The organism is Streptomyces sp. NPDC026062 (assembly GCF_055568375.1).
In genome coordinates, this window is sequence record NZ_JBVHOQ010000056.1 from 1 (window position 1) to 15722 (window position 15722).

Below are 15722 nucleotides of genomic sequence, written 5' to 3' on the forward strand. Positions count from 1 at the left end.
TACGTCACCCGTCGAACCGCAGAGGGCAAGACGAAACGCGAGATCATCCGCTGCCTCAAACGCTACGTCATCCGCGAGGTCTACCACCTCATCCGGCCTGCCCCGAGGACGTTCTCTGCGGGGAGTTGACAACTATAGGAGCGTCAACGCCCTCGCGGAGAATCTGTGGATGCTGACGAAGACCGAGTGCGTCCGCGGCCGTGTCTTCGCCACCAGGGCCGAAGCGAACCTCGCGCTCTTCGAGTACTTCGACGGCTTCTATAACAGCCGGCGCATCCAGAAGCGGCTTGGCTACCTCAGCCCGATCGAGTTCGAGGAGAAGCACTACGCCGAGCAGGCAACGGCCGAACGAACGAACCTGAAACCCTGCCAACCTTCGCTGACCAGCTGATCAGCACCTCCCGAGTGACGGGGGAACCTCACCCGCGGAAGGGCCGCAGCCACGTCCTGGATCTCCGGTGTCAGACGGACGCCGGGATTGGTGCGGACCGACCCGGACGAGAGTCGGGTCGGCGCTTCCCGCACAACTTCCCAGCGTGAGTCGAGGTTCAGTGTCAGCCGGAAGTCGATGCTGACCCTGCTGACGCACATGCCACGGAGGGTCAGAGCCCACCGGTCTCATGCTCGACTGGTTCAGCTTCACTGCTCGTCACCGCGCCATGGCGCACTCCGTCGCGTGCGCGGAGGCGTCTGGCCAGTCGCAACGACGGCGTCAGAGCCAGACCGTGGTGTTCCGGTTTGTGTTTGTTGCCTTGCAAGCCGCATTCGGGCCACTGCTGCAACTCTCCATACCCGCTTCCCTGCCGGTGGGGCCTGTGCCCGAAGCAGCAAATGAACTCGCCATGCGGCAGTGCGGAAGGTAGTTGTTGACGATGACTTCTCTTGCTGAACAGTTGCTACCGGGCACGCAGCGCGCCCTGCTGCACCGCATTGCCACGGCCCAGGCCGAAGGGCGCTCACCATCCTTCGTCGCTGCCGTGCAACGGCAGGGACACGTCGTCTGGAACGGCTCCCGCAGCTGTGTCGACGGCCATGCCCCGGATGCGGATACACAGTTCCGGATCGGTTCCCTCAGCAAGACGTTCACTGCCGTGCTGGTGATGAGGCTGCGGGACGAAGGCCTGCTGGATCTGGGTGATCCTCTGGAGAAGCACCTTCCCGGTACTGGTGTGGGCGACGTCACTGTCCATCAGCTGCTCGGACACAGCGCGGGACTCGGCGCCGAGTCGCCTGCACCTTGGTGGGAGCGGACACCCGGCAGTCTGCGTCCAGGTCTGGCGGACGTCCTCGGTGAGCAGACCAGAATGCATCCCCCCGGCCGCCGCCATCACTATTCGAACCCGGGCTACACACTGCTCGGAGCGCTGGTCGAAGCGGTGCGCGGAGTTTCGTGGGCGGAGGCCTTGAGAAGCGAGGTGCTGGAGCCGCTGGGCATGCACCGGACGAGCCCGCAGGCGCAGGCCCCGCACGCCGACGGCTGGGCTGTCCATCCGTGGGCGGATGTCATGCTGCCCGAACCGGTCGAAGACCTCGGTCTGATGGCGCCGGCCGGCCAGCTGTGGTCCACCACTGCCGACCTCCTACGCTTCGCCGCCTTCCTTGCCGACGGAGACGACCGGGTACTCGTGGCTGCGTCCGTGGCCGAGATGAAGGAGCCGGCGTCTCCGCCCGAGTCGGGTGACTGGAGCGGTAATTACGGCCTGGGACTCCAGGTGGTACGGAGGAAGGGCCGCACACTTGTCGGGCATACGGGTTCACTTCCCGGCTTCCTGGCCGCGCTCTGGTTCAGCGCCGAGGACGATGTGGCCGCTGTCGCATTCGCCAACGTCACGTCCGGGCTGGCGGTCGGTGAGGTCGCCGCCGAACTCGTTGACATCGTCGCCGAGTCGGAGCCACGCATCCCGGAGCCGTGGCGCCCGTTGCCCGAGGTGGACGCGGAGCTTCTCGCGCTGACCGGCCCGTGGTACTGGGGCGCCCGTACGAACATCCTGCGGCTGACTGCCGATCGGGGGCTGGAGCTGCGGGCACCGAACGGTCAGGGCCGCGGCGCCCGTTTCACCGCCCGTCCGGACGGCACTTGGATCGGACTGGACGGCTACTACGCGGGGGAGACGCTCCGGGTTGTGCGTAACGACGACGGCAGCGTGAACCACCTGGATCTCGGTTCGTTCGTCTTTACGCGTGAGCCTTACGATCCCGCAGCGGCCGTTCCGGGTGGAGTGGACGCGGATGGATGGCGCGGCTTGGGGAGTTGAGGGGACTGGGGAGTTGAGCGCTCGTTTCACGTGAAACGAGCGGAAGGCCATTCAGGCCGTCAACTCCCTTTCCAGCGGCGTGCGGAAGCGTGGTGTGACCCGAGCCTCGCCGACCCAGCCCGCAAGCCGGGAAGCCTCTCTCTCGATCGCGGCAGAGGCATCCCGGCCTGCGTCGGCAAGGAGCCGCCAGACCGGCTCGCCGTCGCCGCGCAGCGCCCATCCGCCCACGATCCGACCGTTCCACCACACGGTGGGGCCGGCGTTGCCGGAACGGTCGAAGAGCGCTGCCCGATACTCGGTGGGAAGGTGGAAGCCGCGATCGGACCACCCCATGGCGCTCGGGTCGAGTGCGGGCAGCAGGGCCGCCCAGGGCTCGGGTGCCGACTCGGGTTCGTAGTCCTGTGGTGCGACCCACCCCGTGGCGCCGCTGTCGAGCCGTACCTCTTCCGCGCCCGCGGTTGCCAGCGCCTTGCGGACCTGGCCGAGTCCCCAGCCAGTCCACCACTTGAGGTCTCCCTCGGACGCGGGGCCGTAGGAACGGAGCCAGCGCAGGGCAAGCTCCGCCTGTGCCCCGTCTGATTCCTGTGCGGGGCGGGGCGCTGATGCCGTCCACCGGAACTGGCTGGAGGTCCAGGACCCTCGTGGCCGGTCCCGTCGGATCCGTCCCTCGGCGGCCAGCACGCGGATGACCCGTGTGGCCACTCCCTGAACCGTCTCCTGCTTCTTTCCGGGGAAGAGTGTGATCTTGGTACGCAGGGCGGGTACAGCGGCGGAGAGCTCGCTGCCCGAGGCGGAACCTCGGGCAGCCAGGGCTGCGAGGACAGACTCTTCGGTGCCGGCCAGCCACTGGTCGTCCAGCCCGTTGCCGTCCTCCGCCAGGTGTTTGAGGAGTGTCCGGCGTTCTTTGGCGGCGACAGCGCGGGCATTCGACGCTTCGATCCGTGAGGCCATCTCCTCCGACACGACAAAGAGGGTGTTGCGCATGGAGAGCAGCCGGACCAGTGAGACGTCTTCGTAGAGGTGTTGTTCCACGGCGGCGACGTCCGGTACCTGGAGACGTGCGCAGGTGGAGAGGAAGACGGTGGCCGCGTCGGTGGCGTGCAGGGCAACGACGGCGTCGGCCACTGCGACGGGGGAGTCCGACCGCACCGAGGGGGCCAGAAGGTGGCGGCGGCCGATCCTGATGCGGCGCTGTTCGTCGCTGATGCGGTGCACAGTCGACTCCCTTGGATGCGGGACAGCGGTCAGAGGGCGAGTTTGAAGCCCACGTGGCTGGCCACGAAGCCGAGCCGTTCGTAGAAGCGATGGGCGTCGGTCCGAATCGCATCGGACGTCAGCTGGACCAATTGGCACTCCTGCCGACGCGATTCATCGACGGCCCACTGGATCAGCTGCGTACCGAGACCGCTGCCGCGCTCGTCCGCGTGGACGCGGACGCCCTCTATCACCGACCGGGTCGAGCCGCGCCTGGAGAGCCCGGGGATCACGCTGAGCTGCAGCGTCCCTACGACGCGGTCCGCGCGTACGGCGACCATCACATGCTGATGCGGATCGTTGGACAGCCGGTTGAACGCCGACAGGTAGGGAGCGAGATCGTCCGGCGACTCACGTTGGGCGCCCAGCGCATCGTCGGCGAGCATGGCCACGATCTGTGAGAGATCAGCGACGGTCGCAGGACGGATTTCCGGATCGTTCATGATCGGCAGCCTACGCCGCGCCCCCGTGGCGCGGCTCTCTATACGGGAACCTTCAACTGCTCGACCGTCCGGACCAGCGGCGCCAGTTCGGGGTTCCTGGCGGCCTCGTCCAGCGCGGCACGCAGTGCGGTGTCGTTGGTCGGCCGGGCTTCGGAGAGCAGCGTGAGGCCGGCTTCGGTGACATCGGTGTAGATGCCCCTCCGGTCGGTGTCGCAAAGATACCGGGTCAGCAGGCCCCGGTCCTCGAGACGGGTGACGAGACGTGTGGTGGCGCTCTGGCTGAGCACAACGGCGTCGGCCACCTGCTTCATCTGCAGATGTCCGCCCGGCCCGTTGTGCTGTCGGCTCAGGACGTCCAGCAGGGAGTACTCCCGCACGCTGAGGCCGTGCCCGCTCTGCAGCGCCCGCTCGATACGGGCCTCGATCTTCCCGTGGAGCAGGGAGAGCGCACACCAGCCTTGGGAAAGGGCGGTCAGGGCAGGGTCCGTCGCTGTCATGGGTCTCTCCTCCGTGCCGGAGTTGCTTGCGTCCAGGATAGGCGACGAGTGCAATAGCCCGCGCTTGCAATTAGTCGGCGTCTGCAATTATTGTCGACGCTCGTAAGGCGCAGACGCAACCTCCTGGAAGGTGGAACCCATGCCGCTGGCGCTCCTCGCCCTCGCCATCGGGGCATTCGGTATCGGAACGACCGAGTTCGTGATCATGGGGCTGCTCCCCGAGGTTGCTGCGGACTTCCAGGTCTCGATCCCGACCGCAGGCTTCCTCGTCACCGGCTACGCGCTCGGTGTCGTCGTCGGAGCCCCGCTGATGACCCTCCTCGGCACCAGGGTCAGCCGCAAACGCATGCTGATGATCCTGATGGCGCTGTTCGTCATCGGCAACGTGGTCTCCGCGACCGCCCCCGTCTTCGGAGTGATGCTCGCGGGCCGGGTGATCGCTTCGCTCGCACACGGAGCCTTCTTCGGCATCGGTTCGGTGGTGGCAGCTGATCTGGTCGCTCCGCACAAGAAGGCCGGCGCGATCGCCATGATGTTCACGGGCCTCACCGTCGCCAATGTCGTCGGCGTGCCGCTGGGCACCTACATAGGTCAGAGCGTCGGCTGGCGGAGCACGTTCTTCGTTGTCGCCGCCCTCGGTGTCATCGGTTTGCTCGGTGTGGCCCGGCTCGTTCCCGACCAGCCCCGCCCCGAAGGCGTCCGGCTCCGGCACGAGCTTGCCGCCTTCCGCAATGTGCAGGTACTGCTCGCCATGGCGATGACCGTCCTGGGCTTCGGTGGGGTCTTCGCCGCTATCACTTACATCACGCCGATGATGACGGAGATCGCCGGTTACTCGGCCTCTTCCGTCACCTGGCTGCTGGTGCTCTTCGGCCTCGGCATGGTCGGGGGCAACCTGCTCGGCGGCAAGTTCGCCGACCGTCACCTGATGCCCTTGCTGTATGTGTCGCTGGGTGGCCTCGCCCTTGTCCTGTCGCTGTTCACGCTGACCGCTCACAACCAGATCGCAGCAGCCGTCACCATCTTCCTGATCGGCGGCCTGGGCTTCGCGACCGTGCCCCCGCTGCAGAAGCGGGTGCTCGACCAGGCGGCCGGCGCCCCGACGCTCGCCTCTGCGGTGAACATCGGAGCCTTCAACCTGGGCAACGCTCTGTCGGCATGGCTGGGCGGCATCGTCATTGCCACAGGTCTCGGCTACACCGCACCCAACTGGGTCGGTGCGGTGCTCGCAGCTTCCGCACTGGTGCTCGCCGCCGTCTCCAGCACCCTGGAGCACCGTACGACCAGCCGAAGTCTTCTCGTGACCGACCACACCCCGGAGCCGGCCGTCGTACCCGCGGCCGCCCGGCGCTGACCGACTTCACTCCCGCACCACCCCCACCCCCACACCGCACCACATCAAGGAGCCCCTCCATGAGCACGTTCACTGTCGCTGCTGCACCGCTGACCACACAGGACGCGGAGGCACTGATCGATGTGGCCCGCACGGCCGCCGAGGCTGCAGGTGTCGCTGCAGCCGTCACCGTCCTGGATGCGGGAGGCCATCTGCTCGCTTTCCGGCGTGACGACCGGGCCGTTCTGGTCGCGGGCGAGACCAGCACCCGTAAGGCGTACACAGCGCTTCAGCTCGACGCACCCACGGCCGACCTCGTCGAGGCGGTCCAGCCGGGCGGACTCTTCCACACCCTGCCGACCGCCCTCGACCGCCCTCTGCTCTTCATCGCCGGTGGTGTCCCGGTTCACCGCGATGGCCGGCTGATCGGTGCCGTCGGGGTCGGTGGCGGTGCGCCCGAGCAGGACCACGCGTTCGCGACCACTGCTGTGGCCGCTCTCGTCTGAGGTCCCCTGCCCTGCGCAGCGGTAATTCGCTGGTGTCGGCTCCCATGTGTCCGGAGAATCTCCGTGCATGGGAGCCGACATTCATGGGTTCATCGAGTGCCGGTCGCGATGGGCGGAGCCGGAGGACGAGTGGTCGGCGGCCATCGATCTCGACCTGCTGTACCTGGGCCGGGATTATGACGCGTTCGGCTGCCTGTTCGGCGTGCGTAACTACGCAGGATTCATTCCACTTGCGGCGGAGCGAGGACTGCCCGAGTTGATCTCCGCCGCCGCACGCGCGGATTTCGACGACTGGGCCTCCAGCACGCACAGCCCCAGTTGGATCGCGTGGAGTGAACTGAAGTGCGTCGACTGGGACGAGTCCGCGGCGTCGACGGACCGGCGAATCCATGAGTACGAGTCGGTGGACGATACATGGGTCCTGGTCTCCAAGGCGGTCTGGAGCGCCCGATTCGCCGCCGCGGCAGGGCTCCCGGCAGATCCCGCGACTCGATTCGGCGGTCGCAACGGCCGGACGGACTGGCCGGAGGGAACGGAGTGGCGGGACGACGACCGCCTCTACCGGCTGGAGCGGATGACTCGGCGCGACGCCGTGCCGCCGGACGGTGAGTGGAAGCCGGTGTGGTCCGTGATGGAGTCCCTCGCCACCGTCCACGGAGACGAGAACGTCCGGCTCACAGTGTGGTTCGACAACTGAGCAGGGGTACCGAATCGGGGCCGGTGCTCCTGACGGTTCGGTTCTCCCGGTCAGCCGAACCGGACCTGTCGGACGTCAGCCGGTCGCTACGCTGAGCGGCGCAAAGCTCCTGGTCCAGTCCCCCGGCGGTGGTGGGTTCCCGAGTCGCATCAACGTGGTCGCCGAGCCGGGCTCGAGACCACATGCACCGAACCAGGTCAGCAGTTCTTTATGACGAGTGTCGATGTCCGCGCGCAACGGCCGGTCCGTCGCCCCGGCGAGGGAGATGACAAGCAGCTTCGCCGTGGCGGTGTCCCGTGCGATCAGCGGCCCGACCACATGGCTTTCCGAGCTGGGCCACAGCGCGGCGTATCCGACGAGCTCCCCGCGGTCCTCGGCCACCCGCAGATGATCGGCAAAGGCCGGGAGACGCGTCAGGAGCAGCATCCGGTCAAGACCGGACACCTTTGAATCCAGGCGCAGTATGGCCGGCAGATCCCCCGCTGTGGCAGGGCGGACGGTCAGGCCCTCAACGTCGGCCGCGCCCGGGGCACCCCCGGCTGTGCCGCTGCCCGGCCCGGCGCATGGCCGGAAGTACCCGCTCACCCGCTGGGTCCGGCCCACCGCGCTGAAACCGAGCTTCTCGTAGAGCGGCCGGCCTGCCGACGTCGCATAAAGGCTGAGCGGGGTGCCCCCGGTCGTGCAGATCACCTGTTGCATCAGGTGCCGCGCGATCCCCTGACGGCTGTAGCGCCCGGCGACCAGAAGCATGCCGATGGCGGCCATGTCCGGACCGTACGAGGTCACCACGCAGGTTGCCATCAGGCCCTTGCTCGCGGGGTCGTCGATGCCGTAGGCCGTCCCCGCGCTGAGGAGTAGTCCCCACCGGTGCTCGTCGCGCGGCCAGCCGCGGTCCTCGCTGAGATCGGCGCATGGGACCAGATCGTCCCGGGTGAGGCGCCGGATGGGTAGGTCGGCGAGCGGGCGGGGCAATGAGCTGGGCATAGAGGTCAGGCTGTCCGACGCGGTGATCGATCGTCCACCGTTTTAACGGATCTGCCCGAGACACGTAGCTGACGGCCGCGTCGAGTAAGCCCCCACGGCTTCAGTACGGAGATCGCGGTGATGAACAGATAGGTCGCGGTGGCCACCGAAGGGGCGATGACGAGGCTGATGTCGACAGTCCCGCGCTCTGCGGCCTCGTTGATGCTGGGGCGCAGGGAGAGGACCGACAGTCCCGTCGTGACCAGGGTGAGCCAGAACTTCGCCCACACCCAGCGATGCCTGGCCAGTCCCCACGGGGTGCCGAGCGACAGGATCAGGCCGCTGAAAAGGGCCGTCAGCGCGACCGGGACAACAAGCCAGTCGCTGAAGGCCTTCATCGCCCGGGTGGCGGCTTGCGCTGTGAACGGATCGCCGGTCCCGAATGCGGTGATGCCGAGCGTCAGCAGCCCGGCGGTGAGGCCGAGCCAGCTGACGGATACCGATACATGGGCGACGAGAAGGGTTCTGCGCGTGTGGCGCTGGAGTGGTTTCACGTGAAACACGGTGCAGTGGGACGCAGGGCGGGGCATCTGCCGAGGGGAGTATCCCGACGTACTGGTTTCGGCGTACGGGGGCGGGATAGCAGGCCCGCCCACCACCCGAAAGCAGCCGAGTCGCCGCCCCCTGACCGGGTGCCCTGCGGAGGCGGCCCGGCGTCGCAGGACCGCTGCGCCCGCCATACCGGCCCGGCTCCGCAGGAGGACGGCGCGAGCGGATACGCCCTCGTGGATCAGCCCAGGTCGGGCGCGTGCATGGCCCGGACACCCTCGATGTTGCCGTCCAGGTAGTGCCGCAGTGACAGCGGTACGAGGTGGACGGCGGCGATTCCGACCCTGCTGAAGGGCACGCGTACGACGTCGTACTCCCCGCAGGGGTCGTCGATCTCGGGGCCGTGGCGCAGGGACAGGTCCATGGATTCGAGTCGGCAAACGAAGAAGTGCTGGACCTTGACGCCCTTCACTCCGCCGCCCTCGATGTGTTCCACGGTGTCGACGAAGCAGGGCACCACATCGGTGATCTTGGCGCCGAGTTCCTCGTCCAATTCACGGTGCAGGGCATCGATGACAGTGGCGTCCTCGGGCTCGACCCCGCCACCCGGCGTGAGCCAGTACGGATCCACCCCTGGCTTGGTGCGCTTGATGAGGATGAGGTCGTCGCCATCGAGCAGGACGGCGCGTGCGGTGCGCTTGACCACAGGACGTTCGGTCATGGCAAGAGAGTGGCCCGCAGGACCGGTTCTGAAACACCTGAGGCCTCCTGGGCCGCCCTGCGGTCACCAGTCGGCTGCCGCGCGCAGCAGTAAATCGTGCGCTGGAGCGAGATGCGGAAGCGCGAGCGTGCCGGTCCGCGCGGCCAGGAAGTACGTACGCAGGGGTGGCACCGGTGGATCGAACAGTGCCACCACCTCTCCCCGTTCCAGTGCGCCCTCGCACAGATATCGCGGCAGCACAGCGAGCCCGGCCCCCGCCGCTGTGCATTCCAGGACCGCGCGCAGGTCCGGGGTGATGACGGCCCCGGCGGCCGCGGGGCGGCTGTCGAAGACCGCCGCCCAGTAGCGGGAGACGAGGGGCAGGCTCTCGTGCACCTCGACCACCGGCAGCTGCTCCAGGACCACCGGACCGTTGCGCCGTAGCGTTCCCGGTCCCAGACGCCCGGCCCACCGGGGTGCTGCGACCAGAACGTGCTCCTCGTCGCAGAGCGGCGCGGCCGTGAGCAGCCCGCCGCGGGGCCGGGCCGTCACGATGGCCAGGTCATGGTGCCCGGCGGCCAGACCGTCGAGCGTCTCGTCGGTGTCCGCAGAGAACGAACTGCGCAGTGCGAGGCCCTGGGCGATCAGCGGGGTGAGGGCAGGCAGAGCCCGCAGAGCGGTGAATTCCGGCGGTCCCGCCAGATGCAGTGTCCGTACGCCCGACTCCTCGTCGAGCTCGGTCTCTGCGATCTCGACCAGTGCGTCCAGGTGGGGAGCGGTCCGGTGCGCGAGCTCGTCGCCCATGGTGGTGGGTGTCACGCCGCGGGCCCTGCGGAGGAAGAGCGGCCGGCCCAGTTGTCGTTCGAGGGTGCGGATCTGTGAGGTCACGGCAGGCTGGGAGAGGCCGAGAAGCGCGGCGGCTCGGGTGAACGAGCCGGCGCGGTGCACGGTGACGAAGGTCCGCAACAGGGCCAGGTCCATGTGCGTCCCCTCTCGCCCGCGCGACCCGTTGGACCCGGACAACTATAAATATGTCGATAGGCCGCTGCCGCTACTGTGATTGGACACTGACGCACAGTCAACTAGCCTTGTCGAAGCGGTTCTTCGCGGGGAGAAGGCGGAGAACCGGGACGGTCCGAGCCACGAGGGGGGAGGCTCGGACCGTCCGTACCGTACCGGCGCCGGAAATCTCAGCTCCCGGTGACGGCCTCGGCCAGTGCGCGTTCGACATCGGCCACCAGGTCGGCGGCGTTCTCGGCCCCGACGGAGAAGCGGATGAAGCCGTCCGGCACGGCGTCGCCGCCCCAGCGGGCACGGCGTTCGGCGGTGGAACGCACACCTCCGAAGCTGGTGGCGTCCTCGACGAGACGCAGCGCCGAGAGGAAGCGCTCCGCGGTCCCGCGGTCCGCCAGCACGAACGAGACGACGGAGCCGAAGCGCCGCATCTGCCGCACGGCGTTCGGGTACGAGGGATCGGTGGGCAGACCGGGATAGCGCAGCCCGCTCACCGCCGGCTGCTTGGCGAGAGTCTCGGCAAGCACGAGGGCGTTCGCGCACTGTCGCTCGATCCTCAGCTCCAGCGTGGCCAGGGAGCGGTGGGCGAGCCAGGCCTCCATGGGGCCGGGGATCGCGCCGGCCACCTTGCGCCAGCGCCGCACACCCGCCGCCAGCTCGGAGTCTCGGCAGGTCACATGACCGAGCAGGAGGTCGCCGTGGCCAGTCAAGCCTTTGGTGTCGCTGGCCACCGAGAAGTCGGCGCCGAGCTCCAGCGGGCGCTGGCCGAGCGGGGTGGCGAGCGAGTTGTCGACCGCCACCAGCGTGCCGCCCGCGTGTGCCGCCTCGACGAGCCCCCGCACGTCGCAGACGTCGAGCCCGGGGTTGGAAGGGGTCTCGATCCACAGGAGCTTCGCCCCCTCCAGGACCGCCAACTGGGCGTCGCCCCTGGTCGGGGCGGTGCGTACCTCGACGCCGTAGGCCTCCAGCTGCGCACGTAGCAGCGGAAGTGCCTGGTAGCCGTCGTCGGGCAGCACGACGACATCGCCGGTACGCACCTGGGACAGCAGGACCGCCGAGACCGCCGCCATGCCGGAGGCGAAGACCGTGGTCTCGACGTTCTCACCCGGAGCCTCGAGTTCACCGATGGCCCGTTCCAGATGGGTCCAGGTCGGATTGGTGTCACGGCCGTAGGTGTACGGCCCTGTCGGCTCACCGGACAGATGGAAGTGCGCGGCGAAGACCGGGCCGGGGAGAACGGGCTCGTACTGCTGCGGTTCCGGCAGACCCGCACGTACCGCTCGGGTTCCCTCGTCCATACCCGCGCGTACCGCGCGGGTTCCGTCGTCCATGGTGTTCATGCTGCTTCCTCGTTTCTTTCCCCGGCCGGTCGCCGGTTCTGCCCGCGCTGTCGCAGGCGTCCTTGGTTCAGTCCTCGTCGGGGAGGACGACGTTCAGTGCCCAGGACACGATCGAAATGATCAGACCACCGAGGACGGCGGTCCAGAAGCCGTCGACATGGAAACTCAGATCCAGGGCGTCGGCCAGCCATGAGGTCAGCATCAGCATCAGGGCGTTCACCACCAGGGTGATCAGCCCCAGGGTGAGGATGAAGAGCGGGAATGTGAGCAGCTTCACCACCGGCTTGACCAGGAAGTTGACCAGACCGAAGATCAGCGCGACCACGATCAGGGTCAGTATCTTGCGGCCGGTGCTGCCGCCGGTCAGCGTGATGTCCTGGAGCAGCCAGATGGCCACGGCCAGCGCACCCGCGTTGGCGATCGTCTTGACTACGAAATTCTTCATGTGTCTGATCGTGGCAGACATGATCGGTGGCGGACACCGGCTGGACACAGGCAAGGGGCGGACGGGCCATGAAGGCATTCAGGCTGGACGAGCTGGAGGCGGAACGAGCCGCCAACGACGGCGCCTACCTCCAGTTCGTGCGTGAACGGAACATGTCTGTCGGCCTGTACGCCCTGGACGCAGGTGAACTCGACCCGCAGCAGCCGCACAACCAGGACGAGGTCTACTTCGTCGTCAGCGGGCGCGCTTCGATCACCGTGGGCATGGAAACGACGCACGTGGGCAGGGGAAGCGTCGTGTACGTACCGGCAGGCACCGCCCATAAGTTCCACCACATCACCGAGGACCTGCGAGTGATGGTGGTCTTCTCGCCGCCCGAAGGCTGAGCCGAGTCCGAGTGGGGCGAAACGCACCTCGGGGATCCCTAGGGGATCGATCAGGGGAGTCCAAGGGCTCCGGAGCCCCGCGGCCCGCCCCCGCGCCTCTAGCATCGAAGCAGAAACTCACAGAGACGAGGTATGGACGATGGCCGTGCGGGAGATATTCGCGGGAATGCCCTGGTGGGTGAAGTGGATCGCGGTGCCCGTCATCGTGATCGTCGTGTTCGGCGGTCTGATCGCCAGCATCGTCGGATTTGTGGTCTGGCTGCTGTTCAAGATCCTGCTTGTCGTGATCCTGGTCGGCGGGCTCGTCTTCGTCGTACGGAAGTTCATGTCGTCCTCGTCGGGAAGCGGCTGGTAAGCGTGGGCCCGGCTGGGCCGTTAGGCCAGCTGAGTTAAGCGGAAGACGAAACGGCACCCGGCCCGGATGCTCCCGATACAGTGGCAGTCCGCTGCCGCAGCCTGGGAAAACACCGGCAGTCACCACCCCGACCAGTGGTTTGTACGGCATCCGGCCTTCTGGACCCCAGGCCTGCGGTGGATCTGTGGGGGCGGCCCCCACAGGCGGGCTGACCGCCCGTCACCATGCCTGGGGGTGACCGTTGACCACGGCATCGAGTACCGCCGTTCCGACGCTGATCGGATCGGTGCAGCGGGCGCTGAGGCTGCTGGAGGCTGTGGGCACCCATCGCGACGGGGCACCGGCCAAGCAGCTGGCACGGGAAGCGGGGCTCCCCCTTCCCACCGCCTACCACCTGCTGCGCACGCTGACGCACGAGGGATATCTGCGCAGGGAGAACGGGGTCTTCCTCTTCGGCGCCGCCGCGGAGCGTCTGGTGGACGACGGCGCACTGCAGAATCGGCGCAGCAGAATGACGCAGTCCCTGGGGCGGTGGCGGGACATCATCGGGGCCCCGGTGTACTGCGCCGTCTATCGCGACGGCGAGATCGAACTCGTCGCCGTCGCCGACACCCCCGCCCTGCCGGCGGTGGAGGAGTGGGCGGCCTTCAGTGAGACGGGACATGCCCACGCGATCGGTCAGTGTCTGCTGAGCCAGCTCGACGAGCGGGCGCGCGAGGACCACCTGGACCGGCATCCGGTCAGGCCGCTCACCCGCTACTCCGTGCGTGACCGCGCGGCACTTCTTGAGCGACTGCGCTCGGTCGACCGTATGGAACCTGTCATCGAACGACAGGAGTACGCCCTTGGAACGGTCTGCGCGGCGATCCCGATCGCGGCCGGGTTCACCGCCGCCGCGATGGCCATTTCAGTCCCCCTCGACCAGGAAGAACGGTTGCTCCCCGCAGTCGAACGACTACGTGGCGAAGTGGCCAGCCTCTTGCGTTCGTTCGTGTTCTCTATCAGTATCTGAAAAATCACTCCTTGTGATCTGCTATCGGGTGCACCACGATGGCGTCAATAGGGCCATGGGGGATCATTCCTGGCCAGATTCATCTACTGCGGGGTTGAACGATGCGCGAGTCGGTTCAAGCTGAGGTCATGATGAGCTTCCTCGTCTCCGAGGAGCTCTCTTTCCGTATCCCGGTGGAGCTCCGGTACGAAGTGTGCGATCCGTACGCGATCCGGATGACCTTCCATCTGCCCGGCGACGCCCCCGTCACCTGGGCTTTCGGCCGTGAGCTGCTGCTCGACGGTCTCAACAGCCCCAGCGGTGACGGCGATGTGCACATCGGGCCGACGGAGCCCGAAGGGCTGTGCGATGTCCACATCCGGCTCCAGGTGGGCGCGGATCGTGCGCTGTTCAGGGCCGGCACGGCACCTCTTGTGGCATTTCTCGACCGGACGGACAAGCTTGTGCCGCTCGGGCAGGAGTGCACGCTGGGTGACTTCGAGGGAAATCTGGAAGAGGCGCTGGGGCGGATTCTGGCCGAGGAACAGAACGCCGGCTGACGAAGACCGTGCCCATGGCGCGTATGCCGGTCGAACAGCACACCTGCCGAACGGGTGAATCGCTCTCCGTGTCCGGGCACTTCAGGACCTCGCTCGGCGACGGCCTCCTCTGCCGCTGCGTACGGGTGCCGGTGTTCCGGAACCTGCGGAGGATCCGGTGCGGTCCGCGGCGACGACCAGTGCGGCGAGCGCGGTGGTCACCGGCACCGAGGCGACCAGTCCGATCGAGCCGATCAGTGTGCGAACGATCTCCTCCGCCACCAGTTCGCTGTTGGCCACCGCTCCCATGCTGCTTTGGGCGATCGAGAACAGCAGCAGCAGTGGCAGCGCGGCGCCCGCATAGGCGAGCACAAGGGTGTTGACCACCGAGGCGATGTGATCACGTCCGATTCTGATCCCTGCCCGGTAGAGCTCCTTGGCACTCATCGCCGGGTCCGCCTGATGCAGTTCCCAGACCGCCGAGGTCTGGGTGACCGTCACATCGTCGAGTACCCCCAGGGAACCGATGATGACGCCTGCCAGCAGCAGCCCGCTCATGTCGATGCCCGGATACAGGCCGTGAATGAGGCCTGTGCTGTCGTCGGTGTTCCCGCTCAGGCTTGCCCAGCCGATGAAGAGTGAGCCGAGCAGCCCGATCAGCAGCAGTGAGATCAGGGTGCCGATGACGGCGACCGAGGTGCGGGCGGTCAGTCCGTGGCAGATGTAGAGCGCGATCAGCATGATGGCGCCGGCCCCGACAACTGCGACGACCAGCGGGTTCGAGCCTTGCAGGATCGCCGGAAGGATGAACAGGGTCAGGACGGCGAACGACAGGGCGAGCGCCACCAGCGCCATGACCCCGCGCATTCTGCCCACGGCCACCACCGCCAGGGAGAAGATCCCCGCCAGTAGCAGCAAAGGGAACTTCCGGTCCACATCGGTCACGGAGTACTGGAGGTCGTGGGGTGCGTCGGGGGCGTACGCAACAACCACCCCCTGTCCCTTTCGCAGTTGCCGGGGCGCGTCCGGCTGGACGACCTCGATGAATGTGCGGCCCTTGTCCTGGCCGCTGGTCACTTCGACGGTGGCCTTCTCGCACAGGTTTTCGCCAGTGACCGGCTCGTCCGTCGGAGGCGATGTCTCACCGCTGACGGGGATCTGGGAGGCGTTCACGTCCTTGCAGTCGATCTTGCTGATATTCACCACCTTGCCCTGTTGGGTCTGCCGGTCGAAGCCGACACCGGTGCGCTCGTGCGCGGGCGCACCACCGGGCCAGAGGGCCACGAGCCCGACGACGACCGCGGCGGCGAACGGGATCAGCACGGCGGCGATCACCTTGCGCAGATGGCCGGAGACGGGTGCGGCGGGGCCATGGCTGTGGGAGTGCGCGTGCTGATGGCCCTGCGGTGCGGAGTCGTTATGAGGGGATGTCACCGGCCGATCATCGCAAGAGGG

The 15722-nt window shown here is 67.5% G+C and carries 20 protein-coding genes and 1 pseudogene; 10 read left to right on the forward strand and 11 right to left on the reverse strand.

From position 1 onward, the window contains the following. Window positions 1-129 (forward strand): annotated as a pseudogene (locus ACZ4LX_RS33920) (IS110 family transposase); the annotation flags it as partial. 40 nt (window positions 130-169) lie between these two features. Continuing rightward, the gene (locus ACZ4LX_RS33925) at window positions 170-391 is read left to right on the forward strand and encodes an IS3 family transposase (protein WP_467650857.1); all 222 of its coding nucleotides are present in this window, start codon (window positions 170-172) and stop codon (window positions 389-391) included. Here ACZ4LX_RS33925 and ACZ4LX_RS33930 read toward each other — a convergent pair. Beyond that, entirely contained in the window at window positions 325-606 is a 282-nt protein-coding gene (locus ACZ4LX_RS33930) for a DUF6188 family protein (protein WP_467650858.1), read from the reverse strand. The genes ACZ4LX_RS33925 and ACZ4LX_RS33930 overlap by 67 nt on opposite strands. Window positions 607-872: 266 nt before the next feature. Here ACZ4LX_RS33930 and ACZ4LX_RS33935 point away from each other — a divergent pair, with 266 nt between their 5' ends. Then, the gene (locus ACZ4LX_RS33935) at window positions 873-2255 is read left to right on the forward strand and encodes a serine hydrolase domain-containing protein (protein WP_467650856.1); all 1383 of its coding nucleotides are present in this window, start codon (window positions 873-875) and stop codon (window positions 2253-2255) included. Between the two features lie 51 nt (window positions 2256-2306). Here ACZ4LX_RS33935 and ACZ4LX_RS33940 read toward each other — a convergent pair whose 3' ends face one another. Genes ACZ4LX_RS33940 through ACZ4LX_RS33950 form a run of 3 tightly spaced genes read right to left on the reverse strand, consistent with a single transcriptional unit; the run spans window position 2307 to window position 4449 of the window. Then, complete coding sequence (locus ACZ4LX_RS33940) at window positions 2307-3470, reverse strand: winged helix DNA-binding domain-containing protein (protein WP_467650855.1); 1164 nt, start codon at window positions 3468-3470, stop codon at window positions 2307-2309. A gap of 29 nt (window positions 3471-3499) precedes the next feature. Continuing rightward, window positions 3500-3952 (reverse strand): GNAT family N-acetyltransferase, encoded by a 453-nt coding sequence (locus ACZ4LX_RS33945; protein ID WP_467650854.1) that lies wholly within the window; start codon window positions 3950-3952, stop codon window positions 3500-3502. 38 nt (window positions 3953-3990) lie between these two features. Continuing rightward, the gene (locus ACZ4LX_RS33950) at window positions 3991-4449 is read right to left on the reverse strand and encodes a MarR family winged helix-turn-helix transcriptional regulator (protein WP_467650853.1); all 459 of its coding nucleotides are present in this window, start codon (window positions 4447-4449) and stop codon (window positions 3991-3993) included. Window positions 4450-4588: 139 nt separating this feature from the next. Here ACZ4LX_RS33950 and ACZ4LX_RS33955 point away from each other — a divergent pair, with 139 nt between their 5' ends. The 3 genes from ACZ4LX_RS33955 to ACZ4LX_RS33965 all read left to right on the forward strand — a co-directional run bounded on the left by ACZ4LX_RS33955 (window position 4589) and on the right by ACZ4LX_RS33965 (window position 6985). Next, window positions 4589-5803 carry an MFS transporter gene (locus tag ACZ4LX_RS33955; protein WP_467650852.1) on the forward strand — a complete coding sequence of 405 codons (1215 nt, stop codon included), beginning with the start codon at window positions 4589-4591 and terminating at the stop codon, window positions 5801-5803. Window positions 5804-5862: 59 nt separating this feature from the next. Beyond that, a complete protein-coding gene (locus ACZ4LX_RS33960; protein WP_467650851.1) occupies window positions 5863-6288 on the forward strand; it encodes a GlcG/HbpS family heme-binding protein in 426 nt (141 codons plus the stop codon). 67 nt (window positions 6289-6355) lie between these two features. Further along, window positions 6356-6985, forward strand: a complete 630-nt coding sequence (locus ACZ4LX_RS33965) for a hypothetical protein (RefSeq protein WP_467650850.1) — start codon at window positions 6356-6358, stop codon at window positions 6983-6985. A 75-nt stretch (window positions 6986-7060) separates the two neighbouring features. Here the strand turns inward: ACZ4LX_RS33965 and ACZ4LX_RS33970 are convergent, their stop codons facing one another. From ACZ4LX_RS33970 to ACZ4LX_RS33995, 6 genes are all read right to left on the reverse strand, one after another. Further along, entirely contained in the window at window positions 7061-7969 is a 909-nt protein-coding gene (locus tag ACZ4LX_RS33970; protein WP_467650849.1) for a GNAT family N-acetyltransferase, read from the reverse strand. A 5-nt stretch (window positions 7970-7974) separates the two neighbouring features. Further along, the gene (locus ACZ4LX_RS33975) at window positions 7975-8502 is read right to left on the reverse strand and encodes a DUF2269 domain-containing protein (protein ID WP_467650848.1); all 528 of its coding nucleotides are present in this window, start codon (window positions 8500-8502) and stop codon (window positions 7975-7977) included. Window positions 8503-8738: 236 nt separating this feature from the next. After that, window positions 8739-9218 carry an NUDIX domain-containing protein gene (locus tag ACZ4LX_RS33980; protein WP_467650847.1) on the reverse strand — a complete coding sequence of 160 codons (480 nt, stop codon included), beginning with the start codon at window positions 9216-9218 and terminating at the stop codon, window positions 8739-8741. Between the two features lie 63 nt (window positions 9219-9281). Next, window positions 9282-10178, reverse strand: coding sequence for a LysR family transcriptional regulator (locus ACZ4LX_RS33985; protein WP_467650846.1), 897 nt, complete (start codon window positions 10176-10178; stop codon window positions 9282-9284). A gap of 209 nt (window positions 10179-10387) precedes the next feature. Further along, entirely contained in the window at window positions 10388-11551 is a 1164-nt protein-coding gene (locus ACZ4LX_RS33990; RefSeq protein ID WP_467650845.1) for a cystathionine gamma-lyase, read from the reverse strand. A 67-nt stretch (window positions 11552-11618) separates the two neighbouring features. Further along, window positions 11619-11996: a phage holin family protein gene (locus ACZ4LX_RS33995; RefSeq protein ID WP_467650844.1), complete on the reverse strand. Its 378-nt coding sequence runs from the start codon at window positions 11994-11996 to the stop codon at window positions 11619-11621. A gap of 68 nt (window positions 11997-12064) precedes the next feature. Between ACZ4LX_RS33995 and ACZ4LX_RS34000 the strand changes: the two genes are divergently transcribed. The 4 genes from ACZ4LX_RS34000 to ACZ4LX_RS34015 all read left to right on the forward strand — a co-directional run bounded on the left by ACZ4LX_RS34000 (window position 12065) and on the right by ACZ4LX_RS34015 (window position 14288). Next, window positions 12065-12382, forward strand: coding sequence for a cupin domain-containing protein (locus ACZ4LX_RS34000; RefSeq protein ID WP_467650843.1), 318 nt, complete (start codon window positions 12065-12067; stop codon window positions 12380-12382). A gap of 139 nt (window positions 12383-12521) precedes the next feature. Next, window positions 12522-12737 carry a DUF5326 family protein gene (locus tag ACZ4LX_RS34005; protein ID WP_467650842.1) on the forward strand — a complete coding sequence of 72 codons (216 nt, stop codon included), beginning with the start codon at window positions 12522-12524 and terminating at the stop codon, window positions 12735-12737. 241 nt (window positions 12738-12978) lie between these two features. Beyond that, complete coding sequence (locus tag ACZ4LX_RS34010) at window positions 12979-13749, forward strand: IclR family transcriptional regulator (protein ID WP_467650841.1); 771 nt, start codon at window positions 12979-12981, stop codon at window positions 13747-13749. Between the two features lie 101 nt (window positions 13750-13850). Continuing rightward, window positions 13851-14288 carry an SsgA family sporulation/cell division regulator gene (locus ACZ4LX_RS34015; RefSeq protein ID WP_024489558.1) on the forward strand — a complete coding sequence of 146 codons (438 nt, stop codon included), beginning with the start codon at window positions 13851-13853 and terminating at the stop codon, window positions 14286-14288. Window positions 14289-14369: 81 nt separating this feature from the next. Here the strand turns inward: ACZ4LX_RS34015 and ACZ4LX_RS34020 are convergent, their stop codons facing one another. After that, on the reverse strand, window positions 14370-15701 hold the full coding sequence (locus ACZ4LX_RS34020) for a YibE/F family protein (RefSeq protein WP_467650840.1): 1332 nt from the start codon (window positions 15699-15701) through the stop codon (window positions 14370-14372). Window positions 15702-15722 lie beyond the last annotated feature (21 nt).

What these genes read in the sequence shown, in the direction of transcription:
- ACZ4LX_RS33925 (WP_467650857.1), top strand. Translation starts at nt 170, where the DNA reads ATGCTGACGAAGACCGAGTGCGTCCGCGGCCGTGTCTTCGCCACCAGG.
- ACZ4LX_RS33935 (WP_467650856.1), top strand. Translation starts at nt 873, where the DNA reads ATGACTTCTCTTGCTGAACAGTTGCTACCGGGCACGCAGCGCGCCCTG.
- ACZ4LX_RS33945 (WP_467650854.1), bottom strand. Translation starts at nt 3,952, where the DNA reads ATGAACGATCCGGAAATCCGTCCTGCGACCGTCGCTGATCTCTCACAG.
- ACZ4LX_RS33950 (WP_467650853.1), bottom strand. Translation starts at nt 4,449, where the DNA reads ATGACAGCGACGGACCCTGCCCTGACCGCCCTTTCCCAAGGCTGGTGT.
- ACZ4LX_RS33955 (WP_467650852.1), top strand. Translation starts at nt 4,589, where the DNA reads ATGCCGCTGGCGCTCCTCGCCCTCGCCATCGGGGCATTCGGTATCGGA.
- ACZ4LX_RS33960 (WP_467650851.1), top strand. Translation starts at nt 5,863, where the DNA reads ATGAGCACGTTCACTGTCGCTGCTGCACCGCTGACCACACAGGACGCG.
- ACZ4LX_RS33965 (WP_467650850.1), top strand. Translation starts at nt 6,356, where the DNA reads ATGGGAGCCGACATTCATGGGTTCATCGAGTGCCGGTCGCGATGGGCG.
- ACZ4LX_RS33970 (WP_467650849.1), bottom strand. Translation starts at nt 7,969, where the DNA reads ATGCCCAGCTCATTGCCCCGCCCGCTCGCCGACCTACCCATCCGGCGC.
- ACZ4LX_RS33980 (WP_467650847.1), bottom strand. Translation starts at nt 9,218, where the DNA reads ATGACCGAACGTCCTGTGGTCAAGCGCACCGCACGCGCCGTCCTGCTC.
- ACZ4LX_RS33985 (WP_467650846.1), bottom strand. Translation starts at nt 10,178, where the DNA reads ATGGACCTGGCCCTGTTGCGGACCTTCGTCACCGTGCACCGCGCCGGC.
- ACZ4LX_RS33990 (WP_467650845.1), bottom strand. Translation starts at nt 11,551, where the DNA reads ATGAACACCATGGACGACGGAACCCGCGCGGTACGCGCGGGTATGGAC.
- ACZ4LX_RS33995 (WP_467650844.1), bottom strand. Translation starts at nt 11,996, where the DNA reads ATGAAGAATTTCGTAGTCAAGACGATCGCCAACGCGGGTGCGCTGGCC.
- ACZ4LX_RS34000 (WP_467650843.1), top strand. Translation starts at nt 12,065, where the DNA reads ATGAAGGCATTCAGGCTGGACGAGCTGGAGGCGGAACGAGCCGCCAAC.
- ACZ4LX_RS34005 (WP_467650842.1), top strand. Translation starts at nt 12,522, where the DNA reads ATGGCCGTGCGGGAGATATTCGCGGGAATGCCCTGGTGGGTGAAGTGG.
- ACZ4LX_RS34015 (WP_024489558.1), top strand. Translation starts at nt 13,851, where the DNA reads ATGCGCGAGTCGGTTCAAGCTGAGGTCATGATGAGCTTCCTCGTCTCC.